16 protein-coding genes are annotated in these 15689 nt (G+C 65.9%); 8 read left to right on the top strand and 8 right to left on the bottom strand.

Going from position 1 to position 15689, the window contains the following annotated elements:
- Window positions 1–6 precede the first annotated feature (6 nt).
- Genes hisD through ING15_RS09515 form a run of 3 tightly spaced genes read left to right on the top strand, consistent with a single transcriptional unit; the run spans window position 7 to window position 3119 of the window.
- A complete protein-coding gene (gene hisD / locus ING15_RS09525; RefSeq protein ID WP_206454555.1) occupies window positions 7–1311 on the top strand; it encodes a histidinol dehydrogenase in 1305 nt (434 codons plus the stop codon).
- 51 nt (window positions 1312–1362) lie between these two features.
- On the top strand, window positions 1363–2127 hold the full coding sequence (locus ING15_RS09520) for an SDR family NAD(P)-dependent oxidoreductase (protein ID WP_408628686.1): 765 nt from the start codon (window positions 1363–1365) through the stop codon (window positions 2125–2127).
- Window positions 2124–3119, top strand: a complete 996-nt coding sequence (locus ING15_RS09515; RefSeq protein WP_206454553.1) for an alcohol dehydrogenase catalytic domain-containing protein — start codon at window positions 2124–2126, stop codon at window positions 3117–3119. The genes ING15_RS09520 and ING15_RS09515 overlap by 4 nt, the downstream gene beginning before the upstream one ends.
- A gap of 71 nt (window positions 3120–3190) precedes the next feature.
- Here ING15_RS09515 and ING15_RS09510 read toward each other — a convergent pair whose 3' ends face one another.
- A complete protein-coding gene (locus ING15_RS09510; protein WP_206454552.1) occupies window positions 3191–3919 on the bottom strand; it encodes a GntR family transcriptional regulator in 729 nt (242 codons plus the stop codon).
- Window positions 3920–4093: 174 nt separating this feature from the next.
- Between ING15_RS09510 and ING15_RS09505 the strand changes: the two genes are divergently transcribed.
- The 4 genes from ING15_RS09505 to ING15_RS09490 all read left to right on the top strand — a co-directional run bounded on the left by ING15_RS09505 (window position 4094) and on the right by ING15_RS09490 (window position 7659).
- Window positions 4094–4381 (top strand): UxaA family hydrolase, encoded by a 288-nt coding sequence (locus ING15_RS09505; protein ID WP_206454551.1) that lies wholly within the window; start codon window positions 4094–4096, stop codon window positions 4379–4381.
- Window positions 4382–4453: 72 nt separating this feature from the next.
- On the top strand, window positions 4454–5632 hold the full coding sequence (locus tag ING15_RS09500; RefSeq protein WP_206454550.1) for a UxaA family hydrolase: 1179 nt from the start codon (window positions 4454–4456) through the stop codon (window positions 5630–5632).
- Between the two features lie 102 nt (window positions 5633–5734).
- Window positions 5735–6667 (top strand): hydroxyacid dehydrogenase, encoded by a 933-nt coding sequence (locus tag ING15_RS09495; RefSeq protein ID WP_206454549.1) that lies wholly within the window; start codon window positions 5735–5737, stop codon window positions 6665–6667.
- Window positions 6664–7659: an Ldh family oxidoreductase gene (locus tag ING15_RS09490; protein WP_206454548.1), complete on the top strand. Its 996-nt coding sequence runs from the start codon at window positions 6664–6666 to the stop codon at window positions 7657–7659. The genes ING15_RS09495 and ING15_RS09490 overlap by 4 nt, the downstream gene beginning before the upstream one ends.
- 25 nt (window positions 7660–7684) lie before the next feature.
- On the opposite strand, the gene ING15_RS09485 is transcribed toward ING15_RS09490, so the two are convergent.
- From ING15_RS09485 to ING15_RS09470, 4 genes are all read right to left on the bottom strand, one after another.
- On the bottom strand, window positions 7685–8854 hold the full coding sequence (locus tag ING15_RS09485; RefSeq protein WP_210348838.1) for a mandelate racemase/muconate lactonizing enzyme family protein: 1170 nt from the start codon (window positions 8852–8854) through the stop codon (window positions 7685–7687).
- A 70-nt stretch (window positions 8855–8924) separates the two neighbouring features.
- Window positions 8925–9422 carry a tripartite tricarboxylate transporter TctB family protein gene (locus ING15_RS09480; RefSeq protein ID WP_206454547.1) on the bottom strand — a complete coding sequence of 166 codons (498 nt, stop codon included), beginning with the start codon at window positions 9420–9422 and terminating at the stop codon, window positions 8925–8927.
- Complete coding sequence (locus ING15_RS09475) at window positions 9409–10950, bottom strand: tripartite tricarboxylate transporter permease (protein WP_206454546.1); 1542 nt, start codon at window positions 10948–10950, stop codon at window positions 9409–9411. The genes ING15_RS09480 and ING15_RS09475 overlap by 14 nt, the downstream gene beginning before the upstream one ends.
- Window positions 10951–11022: 72 nt before the next feature.
- Window positions 11023–11979 (bottom strand): Bug family tripartite tricarboxylate transporter substrate binding protein, encoded by a 957-nt coding sequence (locus ING15_RS09470; RefSeq protein ID WP_206454545.1) that lies wholly within the window; start codon window positions 11977–11979, stop codon window positions 11023–11025.
- 212 nt (window positions 11980–12191) lie between these two features.
- Here ING15_RS09470 and ING15_RS09465 point away from each other — a divergent pair, with 212 nt between their 5' ends.
- The gene (locus ING15_RS09465) at window positions 12192–12902 is read left to right on the top strand and encodes a GntR family transcriptional regulator (protein ID WP_206454544.1); all 711 of its coding nucleotides are present in this window, start codon (window positions 12192–12194) and stop codon (window positions 12900–12902) included.
- 31 nt (window positions 12903–12933) lie between these two features.
- Here ING15_RS09465 and ING15_RS09460 read toward each other — a convergent pair whose 3' ends face one another.
- From ING15_RS09460 to ING15_RS09450, 3 genes are read right to left on the bottom strand one after another with little or no spacing between them, the layout of a single operon-like run.
- The gene (locus ING15_RS09460; protein WP_206454543.1) at window positions 12934–13680 is read right to left on the bottom strand and encodes a fumarylacetoacetate hydrolase family protein; all 747 of its coding nucleotides are present in this window, start codon (window positions 13678–13680) and stop codon (window positions 12934–12936) included.
- Window positions 13681–13685: 5 nt separating this feature from the next.
- Window positions 13686–14903 (bottom strand): CaiB/BaiF CoA transferase family protein, encoded by a 1218-nt coding sequence (locus tag ING15_RS09455; RefSeq protein WP_206454542.1) that lies wholly within the window; start codon window positions 14901–14903, stop codon window positions 13686–13688.
- Window positions 14903–15685 (bottom strand): enoyl-CoA hydratase/isomerase family protein, encoded by a 783-nt coding sequence (locus ING15_RS09450; protein WP_206454541.1) that lies wholly within the window; start codon window positions 15683–15685, stop codon window positions 14903–14905. The genes ING15_RS09455 and ING15_RS09450 overlap by 1 nt, the downstream gene beginning before the upstream one ends.
- Window positions 15686–15689 lie beyond the last annotated feature (4 nt).

Below are 15689 nucleotides of genomic sequence, written 5' to 3'. Positions count from 1 at the left end.
AATTCCATGGCCGAGTATCTCAAGAAAGCCAGCAAAACGTCGACCTCGGACGCCGGGGACGTGCGCGAAACGGTGCAGACGATTCTCAACGAGATCGAAGCGGGCGGCGAGGCCGCGGCGCGCGCCTATGCCGAGAAGTTCGATCGCTATGACGGCAATGTCGTTCTGACCAGGGATGAGATCGCGGAAGCCGGCTCGCAGGTCTCGCAGAAGCTGAAGGACGACATCCGCTTCGCCTATGACAATGTGCGTCGCTTCGCCGAAGCACAGAAAGAGACGATCCGGGATGTCCAGATCGAGGTCGTTCCCGGACTGATCGCCGGCCAGAAGAGCATCCCCTGCCAAGCGGCGGGATGCTACGCGCCCGGCGGCCGCTACAGCCATATCGCCTCGGCCCTGATGACGGTAACCACCGCCAAGGTCGCCGGCTGCAGCCACATCACCGCTTGCTCGCCGCCCAGGCCGGATGTGGGCGTCAATCCCGCGATCATCTACACCGCTGATTTGTGCGGCGCCGACTCCATCCTGGCGATGGGTGGTGTCCAGGGCATCGCGGCTATGGCGTTCGGCCTGTTCGGGCTGCCCAAAGCCGATATTCTCGTCGGACCCGGCAACCAGTTCGTTGCCGAAGCCAAGCGGATTCTGTTCGGCCGCGTCGGCATCGACATGTTCGCGGGGCCGACCGACAGCCTGATCCTGGCGGACGAAAACGCCGATCCGGAGATCGCCGCCGTCGACCTCGTCGGGCAGGCCGAGCATGGCTACAACTCGCCGGTCTGGCTCGTCACCTCGCATCGGCCCTTGGCCGAGGCCGTGCTCGAGCGGGTGCCCGCCCTGATCGCGGCGCTGCCCGAACTGAACGGCCAGAACGCCGCCGCCGCGTGGCGCGACTATGCCGAGGTGATCGTCTGCAAGGACCGCGAGGAAATGGCCAAGGTCGCCGACGAATACGCGCCCGAGCATCTGTCGGTGCAGGCCGCCGATCCGGATTGGTGGCTCGAGCGGCTGCAATGCTATGGCTCGCTTTTCCTCGGCGAAGAGACGACGGTTGCCTTTGGCGACAAGGCGTCCGGCACCAACCATGTGCTGCCGACCTCCGGCGCCGCGCGTTACACCGGCGGCCTCTCGGTCCACAAATTCATGAAGATGGTCACCTGGCAGCGGGCCACGCGCAACGGAGCGCGGCCGGTCGCCGAGGCCACCGCACGCATATCGCGGCTCGAAGGCATGGAGGGCCATGCCCGCACCGCCGACATTCGCCTCGCCAAATACTTCCCTGGCGAGAATTTTGATCTGAGCGCGGCCGAGTGAGGCGAGCGGCCGAAATGGTCCAGTGACAAGTTGGAGATGCAAGGAGAACACGTGACCGTGGCAAGCCAGAGGCTTTTCGACATAAGCGGGCGGGTCGCCTGCGTGACCGGCGCGAGCAGCGGGCTCGGCCGGGCTGCGGCCACCATGCTCGCCGAAGCCGGCGCGGCGGTCGTCGGCGTGGCGCGGCGCGGCGACGTTCTCGACCAATGGAAAGTGGCGACCGGCGGTAAGGTCGACACGGTCGTCGCCGATCTCTCGGACCGGAGCGCGGTGGGCGGTGTGGCCGACGCCGTATCGCGGCCGTTCGGTGCGCCTGATATTTTGATCAACGCCGCCGGCCTCAACACCCGTCAGGCGGCGGACGATGTCACTCCTGAGGGCTGGGACGCGACGCTCGCGCTCAATCTGACAGTTCCGTTCTTCCTGGCGCAGGCGCTGGTGCCGGCCATGAAGACCAAGGGCTGGGGCCGCATCGTCAATTTCGCCTCGCTGCAATCGCGCCGCGCCTTTCCGGGCGGCATCGCCTATGGTGCGTCGAAGGGCGGCGTGGAGCAGTTGACGCGGGCGATGGCGGAAGCCTGGTCCGGCTCCGGCGTTCTGGCCAATGCGCTCGCGCCCGGGTTCTTCCCCACGGAGCTGACCGGCCCGGTCTTCGCCGATCAGGCCCTCGCTGAGCGCCATGCGCGCCAGACCTGCATCGGCCGCAACGGTGAACTCGCCGACCTCGCGGGGCCGCTGCTGTTCCTGTGTTCGGATGCGTCAGCCTATGTCACCGGCCAGATCCTGTTTGTCGATGGGGGGTTCACCGCCAAATGAAGGCACTCGTCTACACAGGACCCGAGCAGCTTCGTTACGACACAGTCGCGGACGCGGTGGCCCGCGCCGGCGAGGCGCTGCTGCGGGTGGATTCGGTCGGCATCTGCGGGTCCGACATGCACGCCTTTCTCGGCCATGACGAGCGACGGCCGGCTCCCCTGATCCTTGGCCACGAGGCGGCCGGAACGATCGTCGACGGCCCCGAGGCCGGCCGGCGCGTGACCGTCAATCCGCTGGTGACCTGCGGCCAGTGCGAGGCCTGCAAGGCCGACCGCAACAATGTGTGCCCCCAGCGGCAGATCATCTCGATGCCGCCGCGCGAGGGCGCGTTCGCCGAGCGCCTTTCGATGCCGCTGGAAAACCTTGTCACCATTCCCGCCGGCGTCAGCTTCGAAAAGGCTGCGCTCGCCGAACCGCTCGCCTGCGGCTGGCATGCCGTGAGACTGGCAAGGAACGCTCTCGCCAAACCGCTGGAGGAGGCGACCTGCCTCGTTATCGGCGGCGGCGCGATCGGCCTCGGCGCGGCGCTCGTGCTTGCCGCTGCGGGGGCGTCCGGCGTCGCGGTCTCCGAAACCAACAAGGCCCGGCACCCGACGCTGAGGCGCGCCGGCGATTTTCACGTGTTCGATCCCTCTCAGCCCGGCGGCCCCGCCGACGGGGCCGTCGATCTGGTCATCGACGCCGTCGGCTTTGCGGCGACCCGGGCAGCGGCGTGCCGCGCGGTGCGGCCGGGCGGCGTCATCGCCCATATCGGCCTCGGCGACGCCAATGGCGGCCTCGATATCCGGAAGATGACCTTGCAGGAGATCGCCTTCATCGGCACCTACACCTATACGCCGACGGACTTTCGCGAGACCGCCGCGGCGATCTTCGACGGGCGCCTGGGCGCGCTCGACTGGGTCGAGACCCGGCCGCTCGCGGACGGCTTCGGCGCGTTCCGCGACATCCGGAACGGCGCGGCGGCCGCGCCCAAGATCATCCTCAAACCCTGAGTGTCAGGCTCCTGGTTCGACGGATTGCATTCGTGCCGCGCTGGCAAGCGCTCGCGGACGGTCGTCACCGCTCAACGAAGATCGGATTGGTAGTGAAAACCATCGGTCACGCATCGGGATAGGCGCCACTCGACTGGCGATCCGTCGAGCGCGAAGGCGACCCGCTCGATGGACAGAACCGGATGGCCGGGCTGGCAGTTCAGCCGCGCGGCGGTGGTCGCGTCGGCGCCGGTCGCCTTGAGCTGTTCCATAGCCCGCCCGATCGTGATCGAGAAGATCTCCGAATAAAGCGCGTAGACATTGTTCGGCAGGTCGCGGATTTCCGCCAGCGAGGGGAATTTCGTCACGGGGAGGGTGATCTGCTCGGCGATGACAGCCCGGCCGCCAAGATGCCGGACCCGGTCGATCCGCCAGACGGCGTCGTTGCGCGCAAGCTGCAACGCCTTGGTGGCCGCGGCGTCAGCGCGTCCACGCACTCGCGACAGAACCTGGCTGTCGGGGAACAGGCGGGTGCCGTCGTCGGCGGCGAGCCGGAAGAACTGGAACAGGATCCGGCCTTCTTCGGGCAGCGCGACGAAGGTCCCGCGTCCTTGCCGCCGAACCAGGAGATGTTCGGCAGTCATCGCGTCGAGGGCCTTGCGAACGGTCCCCTGACTGACGCCGAGATCGGCCGCGATCTGGAATTCGCTCGGCAGCATCAGGCCCGGGGTCCACACGCCGTCGATCAGTCGGCGGACCAGGGTCTCGCGCACCTGCTGGTAGAGCGGTCGGAACGCTGGGGCCTTCTCTCCGTCCGTCATTCGTCACTGCCCAATTTTTACCAGACCAGATAAACCGCTTGACACGAACGTGTAAAGATATTTTATGTCTTATATAAGACCTGTCGATATTGATACTTGGCCACTCCGCTTGGAGCCGGCTCCGCCGGCTGTTTTTCACGCCTGCATCAACCGTAACCCTCGGAGGAATCACTCATGAGCATCCCGCAACTGCTCGTCCACGATCACAAGGACAATGTCGGTGTCGTCGTCGTGGAGGACCTCAAGGCCGGCACCGAGATGCTGTGTGTCGTGACCGCCGACAACTCCTCGTTCAAGCTGACGTGCAACGACGATGTCCCGATCGGCCACAAGGTCGCGCTGAAGGACCTTTCGGCGGGCGATACGGCGATCAAATACGGCGAGGATATCGGCCGCATGAAGGCGGACGCGAAGAAGGGCGGGCATGTCCATATCCACAATCTGAAGACCAACCGCTGGTGATCGAGCGGTGGCGCTAGCGCCGCCCGCACTCGACCCTTCGTTTATCCGTCAGTTCAGGAAAGAGATCCGACCATGCCGATCAACACCAATCGCAAATTCATGGGCTATCGCCGTGAGAACGGCCGCGTGGGCGTTCGCAATCACATCGTGATCTTGCCCGTCGACGACATCTCCAACGCCTGCTGCGAGGCGGTCGCCAACAACATCAAGGGTACGCTCGCCCTGCCGCACGCCTATGGACGGCTGCAGTTCGGCGAGGATCTCGACCTGCATTTCCGCACCATGATCGGCACCGGCGCGAATCCGAACGTCGCCGCTTGCATCGTGGTCGGAATCGAGCCGGGCTGGACCCAGAAGATCGCCGACGGCATCGCCGAGACCGGCAAGCCCGTCGCCGCCTTCTCGATCGAGCAGAACGGCGATCTGAAGACGATCATGGACGTTTCCCGCAAGGCCAAGGAATTCGTCCAGTGGGCGACCGAGCAGCAGCGTGTCGAATGCGACGTGTCCGAGCTCTGGGTCTCGACCAAATGCGGCGAGAGCGACACTACGACGGGTCTCGGCTCCTGCCCGACGGTCGGCAACATGTACGACAAGCTGATCCCCGAGGGCATCTACGGCGTCTTCGGCGAAACCTCGGAAATCACCGGGGCCGAGCACATCTGCAAGGAGCGCGCGGTCGACGCCGAGACCGGCGAGCGCTGGTACAAGATGTGGAAGGCCTATCAGGACGATGTGATCTTCGCCCACGCCACGGACGATTTGTCGGACAGCCAGCCGACCAAGGGCAATATCCTGGGCGGCCTGTCGACGATCGAGGAAAAGGCACTCGGCAATCTGGAGAAGATCGGGCGGGACTGCCGCTATATCGACATTCTCGAGCCGGCCGAGGCCCCGCAGAAGGGCAACGGCCTTTATTTCATGGATACCTCGTCGGCGGCGGCCGAATGCGTGACGCTGATGGGGGCGGCCGGCTACGTCGTCCACACCTTCCCGACCGGCCAGGGCAACGTCGTCGGCAATCCGATCGTCCCGGTGATCAAGATCACCGCCAATCCGCGCACCGTGCGCACGATGTCCGAGCATGTCGACGTCGACGTGAGCGGAATCCTGCGTCGCGACAAGACCATCGACCAGGCCGGTGACGATCTGATCGAGTGCATCATGCGCACGGCGAACGGCCGGGTCACCGCGGCCGAAGCGCTGGGGCATCGCGAATTCGTCATGACCAAGCTCTATCGCAGCGCCTGAGCTGCCTTCGCCGGACGCCTCCACGGAGCGCCCGGCGTGGTACCTGTTCGGCGGCCGTCTTGGGAAAGATGGCCGCCACGGCTTTTGTGGGAGGGGAGCCCATTGCCTGAGATTGTCATTACCGAGTTCATGGACGAGGCCGCCGTTGATCGGATCCGGGCCCGGCATGAGACCCTCTACGACCCGCAACTCGTCGATCGGCCGGACGATCTGGCCGCCGCGGTTGCCGGTGCCAGCGCCCTCGTCGTGCGCAACCGGACCAAGGTCACGGCCGCGCTGCTTGCCGCCGCCCCCGGCCTTCGCTGTGTCGGCCGGCTCGGCGTCGGTCTGGACAATATCGACCTCGACGCCTGCAAGGCGCGCGACGTGACGGTCTATCCGGCAACGGGCGCCAACGACGTCGCCGTCGCCGAATATGTCGTGACCGCGGCGCTGGCGCTGCTGCGCCGCGCCTATGACGCGACCGAGGACGTGATTGCCGGAAACTGGCCGCGCCAGCAATTGATCGGCCGGGAAGCGCAGGGCAAGCGTCTCGGGCTTGTCGGTTATGGCTCGATTGCCCGGCAAACGGCCGCACGGGCGCGGGCCTTCGGCTTTTCGGTCGCCGCCTTCGATCCGTTCCTGCCGGAGAGCGACGCCGCCTGGACCGATGCCCACCGGCTCGACCTCGACGATCTGCTTCGCGCCTCCGATGTCGTCAGCCTGCATGTGCCGCTGACCGACGCGACCCACCACATGATCGGCGTGGATGCGCTGTCGCTGATGAAGTCCGACGCCGTCCTGATCAATTCGGCGCGTGGCGGCGTCGTCGACGAGACGGCGCTGGCCGACGTGCTGCGGCAAGACAAGCTCGGCGGCGCGGCGCTCGACGTGTTCGAGACCGAGCCACTAACCGCCGAGGCCGGCCGGGTTTTCGCCGGCATCGCCAACCTCATCCTGACGCCGCACATCGCCGGCGTCACCGACGAATCGAATGTCAGGGTCAGCCGCGTGACGGCCGAGAACATCCTGCGCCATCTGGAGACGCGTTTGTGACCGAAAGACTGTCGATCGCCGAGGCTGAAACGCTCGCGTCCGACGCGCTGCAACGCGCCTCGACCGGCCCGTCGCAAGCCGCCTCGGTTGCGCGCGGGCTCGTCGCCGCGGAAGCCGCCGGCCAGAGCGGGCACGGGCTGCGGCGCCTCGTCGCCTATTGCGCGCAAGCCAAGGTCGGAAAGGTCGCCGGCGCGGCGGTTCCGCAAGCCGAGCGGACCCGGTCGGCACTGCTGCGCATCGACGCCGGCAACGGCTTTGCCTTTCCGGCACTCGATCTCGCCGTCGAACAGCTTCCGGCCATCGTTAAAGAGACAGGCGTGGCCAGCGCTGCCATTTATCGCTCGCACCACGCCGGCGTCCTCGGCCTGACGGTGGAGCGCTTCGCCGAAGCCGGCCTCGTCGCCCTGATGATGGCGAATTCGCCGGGCGCCATGGCCCCTTGGGGCGGCACCCGCGCCTTGTTCGGCACCAATCCGATCGCCTTCGCCGCGCCCTTGGGCGATCAGGAGCCGATTGTCATCGATCTGTCCCTGTCGAAGATCGCGCGCGGCAAGGTCATGGCCGCCAAGCAGAAGGGAGCGTCCATTCCCGAAGGCTGGGCGCTGGACAGTGCCGGGCAGCCGACGACCGATCCCGACGCGGCGCTCGCCGGGACCATGCTGCCGATGGGCGATGCCAAGGGCGCCGCGCTCGCCCTGGTCGTGGAAATGCTGTCGGCCGGGCTGACCGGTGCGAACTACGCCTATGAGGCAAGTTCCCTGTTCGACGACAAGGGGCCGCCGCCGGGACTGGGCCAGTGGCTTCTCGTCATCGATCCGGTGGCGATGGGCGGCGATCACGCCGTTGAGCGGCTGGCCGCGCTGGTCGGGGAAATCAGCGCCGAGTCGGGAACCCGGATACCGGGCCGCAAGGGCCGCGCGGCACGGCGCGAAGCGCTCGCAGCCGGCATCGCGGTGGACGACGATCTGCTGGCCGCGATCCGCGCGATCTAAAACGCCGAAATCAGGTCCGGCTTGCTCAGTCCAGCAGCTCCCACCTGAACAACTCATAAAGCGCCGCCTTCGCCTCGAAGCCGACGCCCGGAACATCTGGCAGGCCGACGCGGCTGTGTCGCACCTCGGTCGCGTCGGCGAAGCCGCCGAAGGGTTGGAACACGTCCGGATAGGATTCATTGCCGCCGAGATGCAGGCCGGCGGCGATGTTGAGCGACATCTGGTGTCCGCCATGCGGCACCACCCGCCGGCTCGACCAGCCGTTCTCCTTCAGCATGGCGAGCGTGCGCATGTATTCGACCAGCCCGTAGGAGAGGGCGCAATCGAATTGCAGGACGTCGCGGTCGGACCGCATGCCGCCGTGCCGGATCAGATTGCGCGCGTCCTGCATGGAAAAGAGGTTCTCGCCGGTGGCCATCCGGCCGGTGTAATGCTCGGCCAGCTCCGCCTGCAGGGCATAATCGAGCGGGTCGCCGGCTTCCTCGTACCAATAGAGATCGTAGGGCTCCAGCGCCTCGGCGTAGGCGATGGCCGTCGGAAGATCGAAGCGGCCATTGGCGTCGACGCAGAGATTTTGTCCCTCGCCGACGACGGCGAGCGCGGCCTCGACGCGCTTCAGATCCTCATTCAGCGGCGCGAGGCCGATCTTCATCTTGCAGACCGTATAACCGCGATCGCGATAGGATTGCATCTCGTCCTTTAGACCCTCGATCTCCTTGCCGGGATGGTAATAGCCGCCGGCCGCGTAGACCCAGACGCTGTCGTCGGCCTCGCCACCCCGATAGCGGTCAGCCAGAAGCCGGTAGAGCGGCTTGTCCGCGATCTTGGCGACCGCGTCCCACACCGCCATGTCTATCGTGCCGACGGCCACCGAGCGCTCGCCGTGACCGCCCGGCTTCTCGTTGGTCATCATCGCCGTCCAGATGGCGAAGGGATCGAGATTGTCGTGCTCGCGATCGACCAGCGTCTCTGGGTCGGCTTCCATCAGCCGCGGGATGAAGCGTTCGCGCATCAGCGCGCCCTGGCCGTAACGTCCGTTCGAGTTGAAGCCGAAGCCGACGATGGGCTTGCCGTCGCGCATCTGGTCGGTGACCACCGCGACGACGGAGCAGGTCATTTTGGAAAAGTCGATGAAGGCGTTGGCGATCGGGCTGGCGATCGAGACGGTCTTTTCCCGGATCTCGGTGATGCGCATGACGATGCTTTCAGAATGGAACGACGGCGGGAGGCGTGGCGGGGACAGCCGCGATCACGGACGACCCGCCCTAGAAGAAAATCCCGCGCGGCATCGGGATCAGCAGGACGTTGGCCATGATCAGGTAGAAGCCGGTCAGGATGACGATCCCCATCACGCCAAGCATGATGCCTTCGCGCGGCGTGACGCGCTCATGACTGGCGACGGCCATGATGGCGAAGAAGGCGATGAGGCTGGCGACGAAGAATCCGAGGATCGGAATCAGCGCGACCCACGCGGCCATGGCGACCAGAAAGCCGATGCGGCGCGGCATCGACCCTCGCGTCTGATCCGTCTCGCGCGCTGTTTCGTCGGCCGCCTCGACGGAGGGGCGCCGCGCCGCAATGACGAAATTGCGAAGGATCAGGATCGCCGAGAACACGATCATCGCGGCGGCGATGGTGATCGGAAACACCGAACCCATCGGCGTCATCCGGCCGGTCTGCAGGATGAGAACCACGCCGAGGCCGATGAACAGGGCGGCGGCGATCGTTCCCGGCAGGTCGTGCGGCTTCCTAAGGGCGGCCATCTCGGCTCTCCACGATGATGTCGGTCTCGGACTTGCGGGCCCGCCGCGCCCCGATCGCTCCGGCGATCAAGGGATAGAACAGCGTCAGCACCGAGAAGGCGACGATGGCAAGCGAAATTGGGCGGGCGAAGAACATGGCCAGAACGTTCCCCTGCGCATTGCCGATCAGATAGCTTTGCACGAAACCCTGCTCGGCGATCTGCCCCAGCACCAGGCCGAGAACGATGGGCGAGGGAGTGAAGCCGACCCGGTTGAGGATCCAGCCGATGACGCCAAGTCCGAGCATTACGACGACGTCGTTGAGGTTGTTGTGGATCGCGAAGCTGCCGATGACCGTCATGAAGGCGATGGTCGGAACCAGCGCCGCCTTCGGGATCGCGATGATGCCCTTGTAGGCGTAGCGCCCGACGAGGAGGCCAACCGGCAGCATCAGGATGGTGCCGATGAGCAGGCCGAAGATGAAGGTGTAGACGATCGACCCTTGCGTGGTGAACAGCGTCGGACCGATGCGGATGCCCTGGACGAGCAACGCGCCGAGGATGACGGCGTCGGGCGGCGTGCCGGGAATTCCCAGCACCAGCGTCGGAATGAAGCCGCCGCCGACGGTGCCGTTGTTGGCGGCCTCGGTGGCAATGATGCCGCCCGGCTCGCCCGTGCCGTAGCGCTCGGGATGCCTGGCGGAGCGGCGCGCCTCGGAATAGGAGACGAGGCTTGCGACCGAGCCGCCGGCGCCGGGCAGGATGCCGACGAGCGTGCCGATCACCGAGCTACGGACTAGGTTGAACTTCTCCCGCATGACGATGGCGAAGGCTTCCTTCAGCCGATAGCCGCTGGTGTCGCTCGCGACCTTGAGGTGCGGGTCCTTGGTCGCGACGAGATCGATCAGGACCGGGATGCAATAGAGCCCGATCAGCCCGGACACGATGTTGATGCCGCCGAGCAGCGCGTGACTGCCCATGGTGAAGCGCACGTCGGCGCCGATGACGGCGACGCCGATCATCGACATGAGCAGGCCGAGGCAGGCGCCGATCATGCCCTTCATGAGATTGCCGACCGATAGCGCCGAGATCAGCGTCAGGCCGAAGACCGCGAGCCAGAAATATTCCGGCGGGCCGAAGGCGAGCGCGACCCGCGCCAGCGGCGGCGCCAGGAACATCAGCATCAGCGCGCCGACGATGCCACCCGACACCGAGGCGAGGGTGGCGATGGAGATGGCCAACGCGCCGTCGCCGCGCTTGGCCATCGGAAAGCCGTCGAAGGTGGTGGCAATGGCCGAGGGGGTTCCCGGCGTGTTGACCAGAATGGCGGAATAGGAACCGCCGTAGATCGCTCCGGTATAGATGGCGCCGAGCACGATCAGGCCGGAGGCCGGGTCCATCGTGAAGGTGAACGGCACGAGCACGGCCACGGCCATCGTCGCGGACAGGCCGGGGAGAGCGCCGATGACGATGCCGGCCAGCACGCCGCCAAGGGCAAGAACGAGGTTGAACGGCGTCAAGGCCTCGGCAAGATAGACGAGCTTGTCCATGGCGATCGCTTCAATGGAATGGGGAATGGCAGGCGGAAGTGTCGACCACTCCCGCCTGGGCTCGGCCGGCGCTTATTTCTGGGCGATGCCCATCTGCTCGGCGACCGCCTGATACTGCTCGCGGCGCTCGTTCATGAATGCCTCGACTTTGTCGTAGGGGATATTGATGACGACGAAGCCGCCGTCTTCCATCTTCTTGATGAAGTCCGGGTCCTGGTTGACCTTGTCGAGGGCGTCGGAGACCTGCTTGCGGACGTCTTCCGGCGTCGAAGTTGGTACGGCCACGCCGCGATAGGCGCCGCCCACCATGTCGTAGCCGAGTTCCTTGAAGGTCGGAACGTCCGGGAAGCTCGGCACACGCTCTTCCGAGGCAACGGCAAGGACCCGCAGCGCGTCGCCCTGATTGATCGCGGATGTCGTATAGCCGAAGCTCGCCAGAACCTGGTTGCCGAGCACGGCCGCGATGGACGGGCTCGTGCCGGAAAACGGCACATAGGTCGTGGTAATGCCGGCAAGACTGTCCAATTTCGTCTTCGCGACGTGATTGGCCGAATTGGTGCCGGAGCCAGAGAAGGTCACCAGCCCTGGGTTCTCCTTGGCGTAGTTGACCAAATCCTCAAGCGTATTGAACTGGCTGTCGGCCGGCACGACGATGGCGTCCGGCGTGTACTGGAAGAAGTAGACATTGGCGATGTCGTCAGTCTTGTAGCCGACCTCCTGTGCCATCGGCTGCAGGATGATATGGGGCAGGTTGGTGCCCATCAGTGTGTAGCCGTCGCCGTCCATGCCGTTGAGCTGCGACCAGGCTTGCGCGCCGCCGGCGCCGGCCATGTACTGGATCACCATCGACTGCCCGGTGAGGCGCTCGAAGACCGGCTGCTGCAGCCGGGCGGCGATGTCGGATTCGCCGCCGGCGTTGAATGGAATGATGTAGTTGACGGGTTTTGTCGGATAGTCCTGCGCGCTCGCGGAACCGGCCGTCAGTCCGACCGCCAGGACGGCGCCTGCCATCAGTGACGTGAGTTTCATTGTATTCCTCCCAGTGGATGTCTCCCGACCGGGCGCACCTGCGTCGCGCGCACCCTCCAGGCGCGAAACGGCGGCGACCGATCTTTGCCAATCTGTGACCACCACACCGGCAATGTCAATCATGCGTCCGAAGATGCATGCAAGAAAGCGTTCGATTTGTCCGTCGAGCCGTGTAGGGTGCGGGGAAGGCTCTCGCGGCAAGAGGGGAAATCATGACGTTGAACGCCCCGACGCTCCTCAGCATTGAAAAACCGGAGCGCAAGCCGTCGCTGGTCGAAGCGGCCTATGACGCCGTCAAACAGGCGATTCGCGATGGCGTCTTCCCTCCGGGCTTTCAGGGCTCCGAACAGGAAATGGCGCAACGATTGGGGATGAGCCGGACGCCGGTGCATCAGGCGATCATCCGCTTGCAGAGCGAGGGCATGGTCGAGCTGCGGTCCAAACGCGGCGTCGTCATCAGCGCGCTGTCGCCCGACGACATGAAAGAGGTCTACGACGTCATCATCGCCGTCGAAGGCATGGCGGCGCTGCTCTTGGCCGAAAAGTCGGCCGACGTTCGCGAACGTGTTTGCCGCGACATGGAACGGTTGAACGCCGAACTCGCCGAGGCGCTCGCCGGGGATGATCTTCTCGGCTGGGCCGATTCGGATGCGCGGTTCCACGCCTGCCTCGTTCGGGGTGCCGGTAACGGTCGCTTGGAGCGGATCGCGACGGTCAATATCGATCAGTCGTTCCGCGCCCGCCGCCTGACCCTGCATTTGCGGCCAAAACCAATGGGATCGATCGAAGAGCACCAGCGTATCATCGACGCGATCCGCGCCGGTGAGCCGGGCGAGGCGCGCCAGATGGCCCAGGAGCACAAGATCCGGGCGCGGGATCAGATCGTGGACCTGCTACGGCGCTATGACATGAAGCATCTGTAACGCGATTATCAGGCCCGGCCGCGCCGTTCGGTTACGTCGGAAAATCCGCCGCGACATCGCCGAGCCCGTCGATCCAGCCGCGCACCGGCGTGCCGCGTTCGATGAAGGGCATGCCGTTCAACGACCCGGTGATGACCACCTGACCGGGCTTGAGGCCGCCGCAATGCGAGCCGATCATTCTGGCAAGGGCGCAGAATGTCGCGAAGGCGTCGCCACCCGGCACGTCGGCGCGGCCATCGAGGACGGTTTGCGAGCCGAGGCTCAGGCTGGCGTTGACCATCGTAAGGTCCATGTCCTGCCAGTCGCGGCGCGGCGAGCCGACGACCAGGCCGCCATTGAGCTGATTGTCGGCCAACCGGAGAAGTGGCGGCGCCATCTCGATGTCGCTCAGCCGCGTGTCGACGATCTCCAGCGCCGCGACGGCGGAAACGCGGTCGCGCGCGCGCCTTTCGAAATCCGCATCGCTGGCATCGGGGAGGGGCCTGTCGATGACGAAGCCGACCTCCAACTCGATGCCGATCCGGTCGATCTCTGTCCGCGTGAAAATTGCCGGGCTGCTGCGCGTATCCTTCCGGAAGATCGGCGCCATGATCTGGTCCTGGTCGGGACGGCGGCCGGTCTTGAATGCCCCGATCGGCCCAACCGCCTCCACCACACGGCGCTGAATTGCGTAGGCATCACACGCGCTGGCAACGGCGTCCGCCATCCCACCCGTCGACAATTTGGGGCCGCCATTGCGGGCCGCGCTCAACCGATCGGCGAGGTCGAGGTTGTTCATCTCGACTATGCCACTGCCGAACTGCGGACGGCGCCGGAGCCGAACATATCGTCGACGGCCCCGTCGTCGTAGCCCGCTTCCAGCAGCACCTCGCGCGTATGCTCGCCGAGCAGCGGGGCGGGACGGGTCACACGACCGGGCGTCTCCGAGAATTTGATCGGCAGGCCGATCGCCTTCACCGGGCCAGCCTTCGGGTGCTCGGTCTCGACCACCATCTCGCGGAACAGCGTCTGCGGATCACGATGCATTTCGGCGACGTCGAACACAGGGCCGGCGGGAACGCCGGCCGCCTCCAGCCGCTCCAGCCAGTCCGCCGATGACTGCCGCGAGAAGTAGCCGTTCAGGATATCTTCGAGCGCGGCCAGGTTCTGCATCCGGGCATGATTGGACGAAAAGCGGTCGTCCTTGGCGAGTTCCTCGGCGCCGATGACCGCCAGCATACGCTCCCAGTTTCGCTGATTGGCCGCGCCGACGGTAATCCAGCCATCTGCCGTCCGAAAGGCCTGGTAGGGTGCGTTCAGCGGGTGAGCCGAGCCGAGCGGGCCGGGAGCGAGGCCGGTGGCGAAGGCGATCGCCGATTGCCAGTAGGTATGGGTGATGCCGGCCTCGAACAGCGAGGTGTCGACCTTCTGACCCTCGCCGGTCTGAAGTTTCCGTGCATAGGCGCTAACGCAGCCGAGCGCCGCGAGGATGCCGGCGGTGATGTCGGTGACCGGCGCGCCGGATTTCACCGGCGGCCGGCCCGGCCCCTCGCCGGTGATCGACATCAGCCCGCTCATGCCTTGCGCGATCAGGTCGAAGCCGCCGCGCGTCGCGTAAGGGCCGCTGCGGCCGAAGCCAGATATCTCGCAGTAGATCAGGCCGGGATTGGTCTTGCGCAGGTCCTCGTAGCCGAGGCCGAGCTTTTCCATCGTCCCCATGCGGTAGTTCTCGATGACGACGTCGGCGGTCTCCAGCATCCGGCGCAGCACCGCCTTGCCGTCGTCGCTCTTAAGGTCGAGCACGATGCCGCGCTTGTTGCGGTTCATCATCATGTAGGCGGCGGACTCGCCATTGATGTCGGGCGGCAGGAAGCGCCGGCTGTCGTCGCCTTCGGGCTTTTCGACCTTGATCACGTCAGCGCCCATGTCGGCGAGCATCATGCCGCAGACGGGGCCCGCCATGATATGAGCGAGCTCGATGACCTTCATGCCCTCCAGCGGGCCTTTCGCGGCGGTCGTCATTACCGGCCTTTCCACTGGGGTTTGCGTTTGCCGAGAAAGGCTTCCATGCCTTCCTTGAAGTCCTCGCTCATGTAAGCCTTGACCACGAGATCGCGATCGTCGGCGCCGGCGCCCTCGACGCGCAACCGCCGCAACGCTTCCTTGGTGGTGGCAAGGGTGATCGGCGCGTGACCGGCGAGCTGTTCGGCCAGTGCCTCGGCGCGCGCGATCAGCGCCGCGTGATCGGCCACGATCTCCGAGACGAGACCGATCGCCTGCGCCTCGTCGGCGCCCACGAGGCGCGCGGTGAAGATGACCTCCTTGGTCCGCCCCGCGCCCATCAGCGCCGACAGCCGCGACAGGTTGGCGATCGACAGACAGTTGCCGAGGGTACGGGCGATCGGAAAGCCGAAGCGCAGGTCTGCGGTCGTGATGCGGATGTCGCAGGCGGCCGCGATTCCTGCGCCGCCGCCGGTGCAGGCGCCCGATATCGCCGCGATGGTCGGCACCGGACAGCCCTCGACCGCGCCGAGGACGACGTCCATCCGGTGTTCGTAGTCGAGCGCGTCCTGATCGGTCGTAAAGCCGCGAAACTGCGTCATGTCGGTGCCGGCGGCAAACGCCTTCTCGCCGGCGCCGGTGACGACGAGGCACTTGACCGAGCCGTCGGTCGGCACGCTCCGGCAGATTTCGGCAAGGCCGTCATACATGGCGAAGGTCAGCGCGTTGCGGGCCTGCGGGCGGTTTAGCGTGATCCAGCCGGTGGTCCCGCGGACTTCGTAGAGGAGTTCGTTTTCGGACATCGGA

The sequence above is a fragment of the Aurantimonas marina genome, from assembly GCF_017183135.1.
Classification (GTDB): Bacteria; Pseudomonadota; Alphaproteobacteria; order Rhizobiales; family Rhizobiaceae; genus Aurantimonas; species Aurantimonas marina.
The sequence above is the reverse complement of the archived record's forward strand: the minus strand, read 5'-3'. Positions and strand labels throughout refer to the sequence as shown.

Bases quoted from the DNA above. Each gene is read 5' to 3' on its own strand.
- ING15_RS09515 (WP_206454553.1), top strand. From the start codon at position 2,124: ATGAAGGCACTCGTCTACACAGGACCCGAGCAGCTTCGTTACGACACA.
- ING15_RS09450 (WP_206454541.1), bottom strand. From the start codon at position 15,685: ATGTCCGAAAACGAACTCCTCTACGAAGTCCGCGGGACCACCGGCTGG.
- ING15_RS09460 (WP_206454543.1), bottom strand. From the start codon at position 13,680: ATGAACAACCTCGACCTCGCCGATCGGTTGAGCGCGGCCCGCAATGGC.
- ING15_RS09455 (WP_206454542.1), bottom strand. From the start codon at position 14,903: ATGACGACCGCCGCGAAAGGCCCGCTGGAGGGCATGAAGGTCATCGAG.
- ING15_RS09475 (WP_206454546.1), bottom strand. From the start codon at position 10,950: ATGGACAAGCTCGTCTATCTTGCCGAGGCCTTGACGCCGTTCAACCTC.
- hisD (WP_206454555.1), top strand. From the start codon at position 7: ATGGCCGAGTATCTCAAGAAAGCCAGCAAAACGTCGACCTCGGACGCC.
- ING15_RS09500 (WP_206454550.1), top strand. From the start codon at position 4,454: ATGCCGATCAACACCAATCGCAAATTCATGGGCTATCGCCGTGAGAAC.
- ING15_RS09505 (WP_206454551.1), top strand. From the start codon at position 4,094: ATGAGCATCCCGCAACTGCTCGTCCACGATCACAAGGACAATGTCGGT.
- ING15_RS09465 (WP_206454544.1), top strand. From the start codon at position 12,192: ATGACGTTGAACGCCCCGACGCTCCTCAGCATTGAAAAACCGGAGCGC.
- ING15_RS09470 (WP_206454545.1), bottom strand. From the start codon at position 11,979: ATGAAACTCACGTCACTGATGGCAGGCGCCGTCCTGGCGGTCGGACTG.
- ING15_RS09510 (WP_206454552.1), bottom strand. From the start codon at position 3,919: ATGACGGACGGAGAGAAGGCCCCAGCGTTCCGACCGCTCTACCAGCAG.
- ING15_RS09485 (WP_210348838.1), bottom strand. From the start codon at position 8,854: ATGCGCATCACCGAGATCCGGGAAAAGACCGTCTCGATCGCCAGCCCG.
- ING15_RS09480 (WP_206454547.1), bottom strand. From the start codon at position 9,422: ATGGCCGCCCTTAGGAAGCCGCACGACCTGCCGGGAACGATCGCCGCC.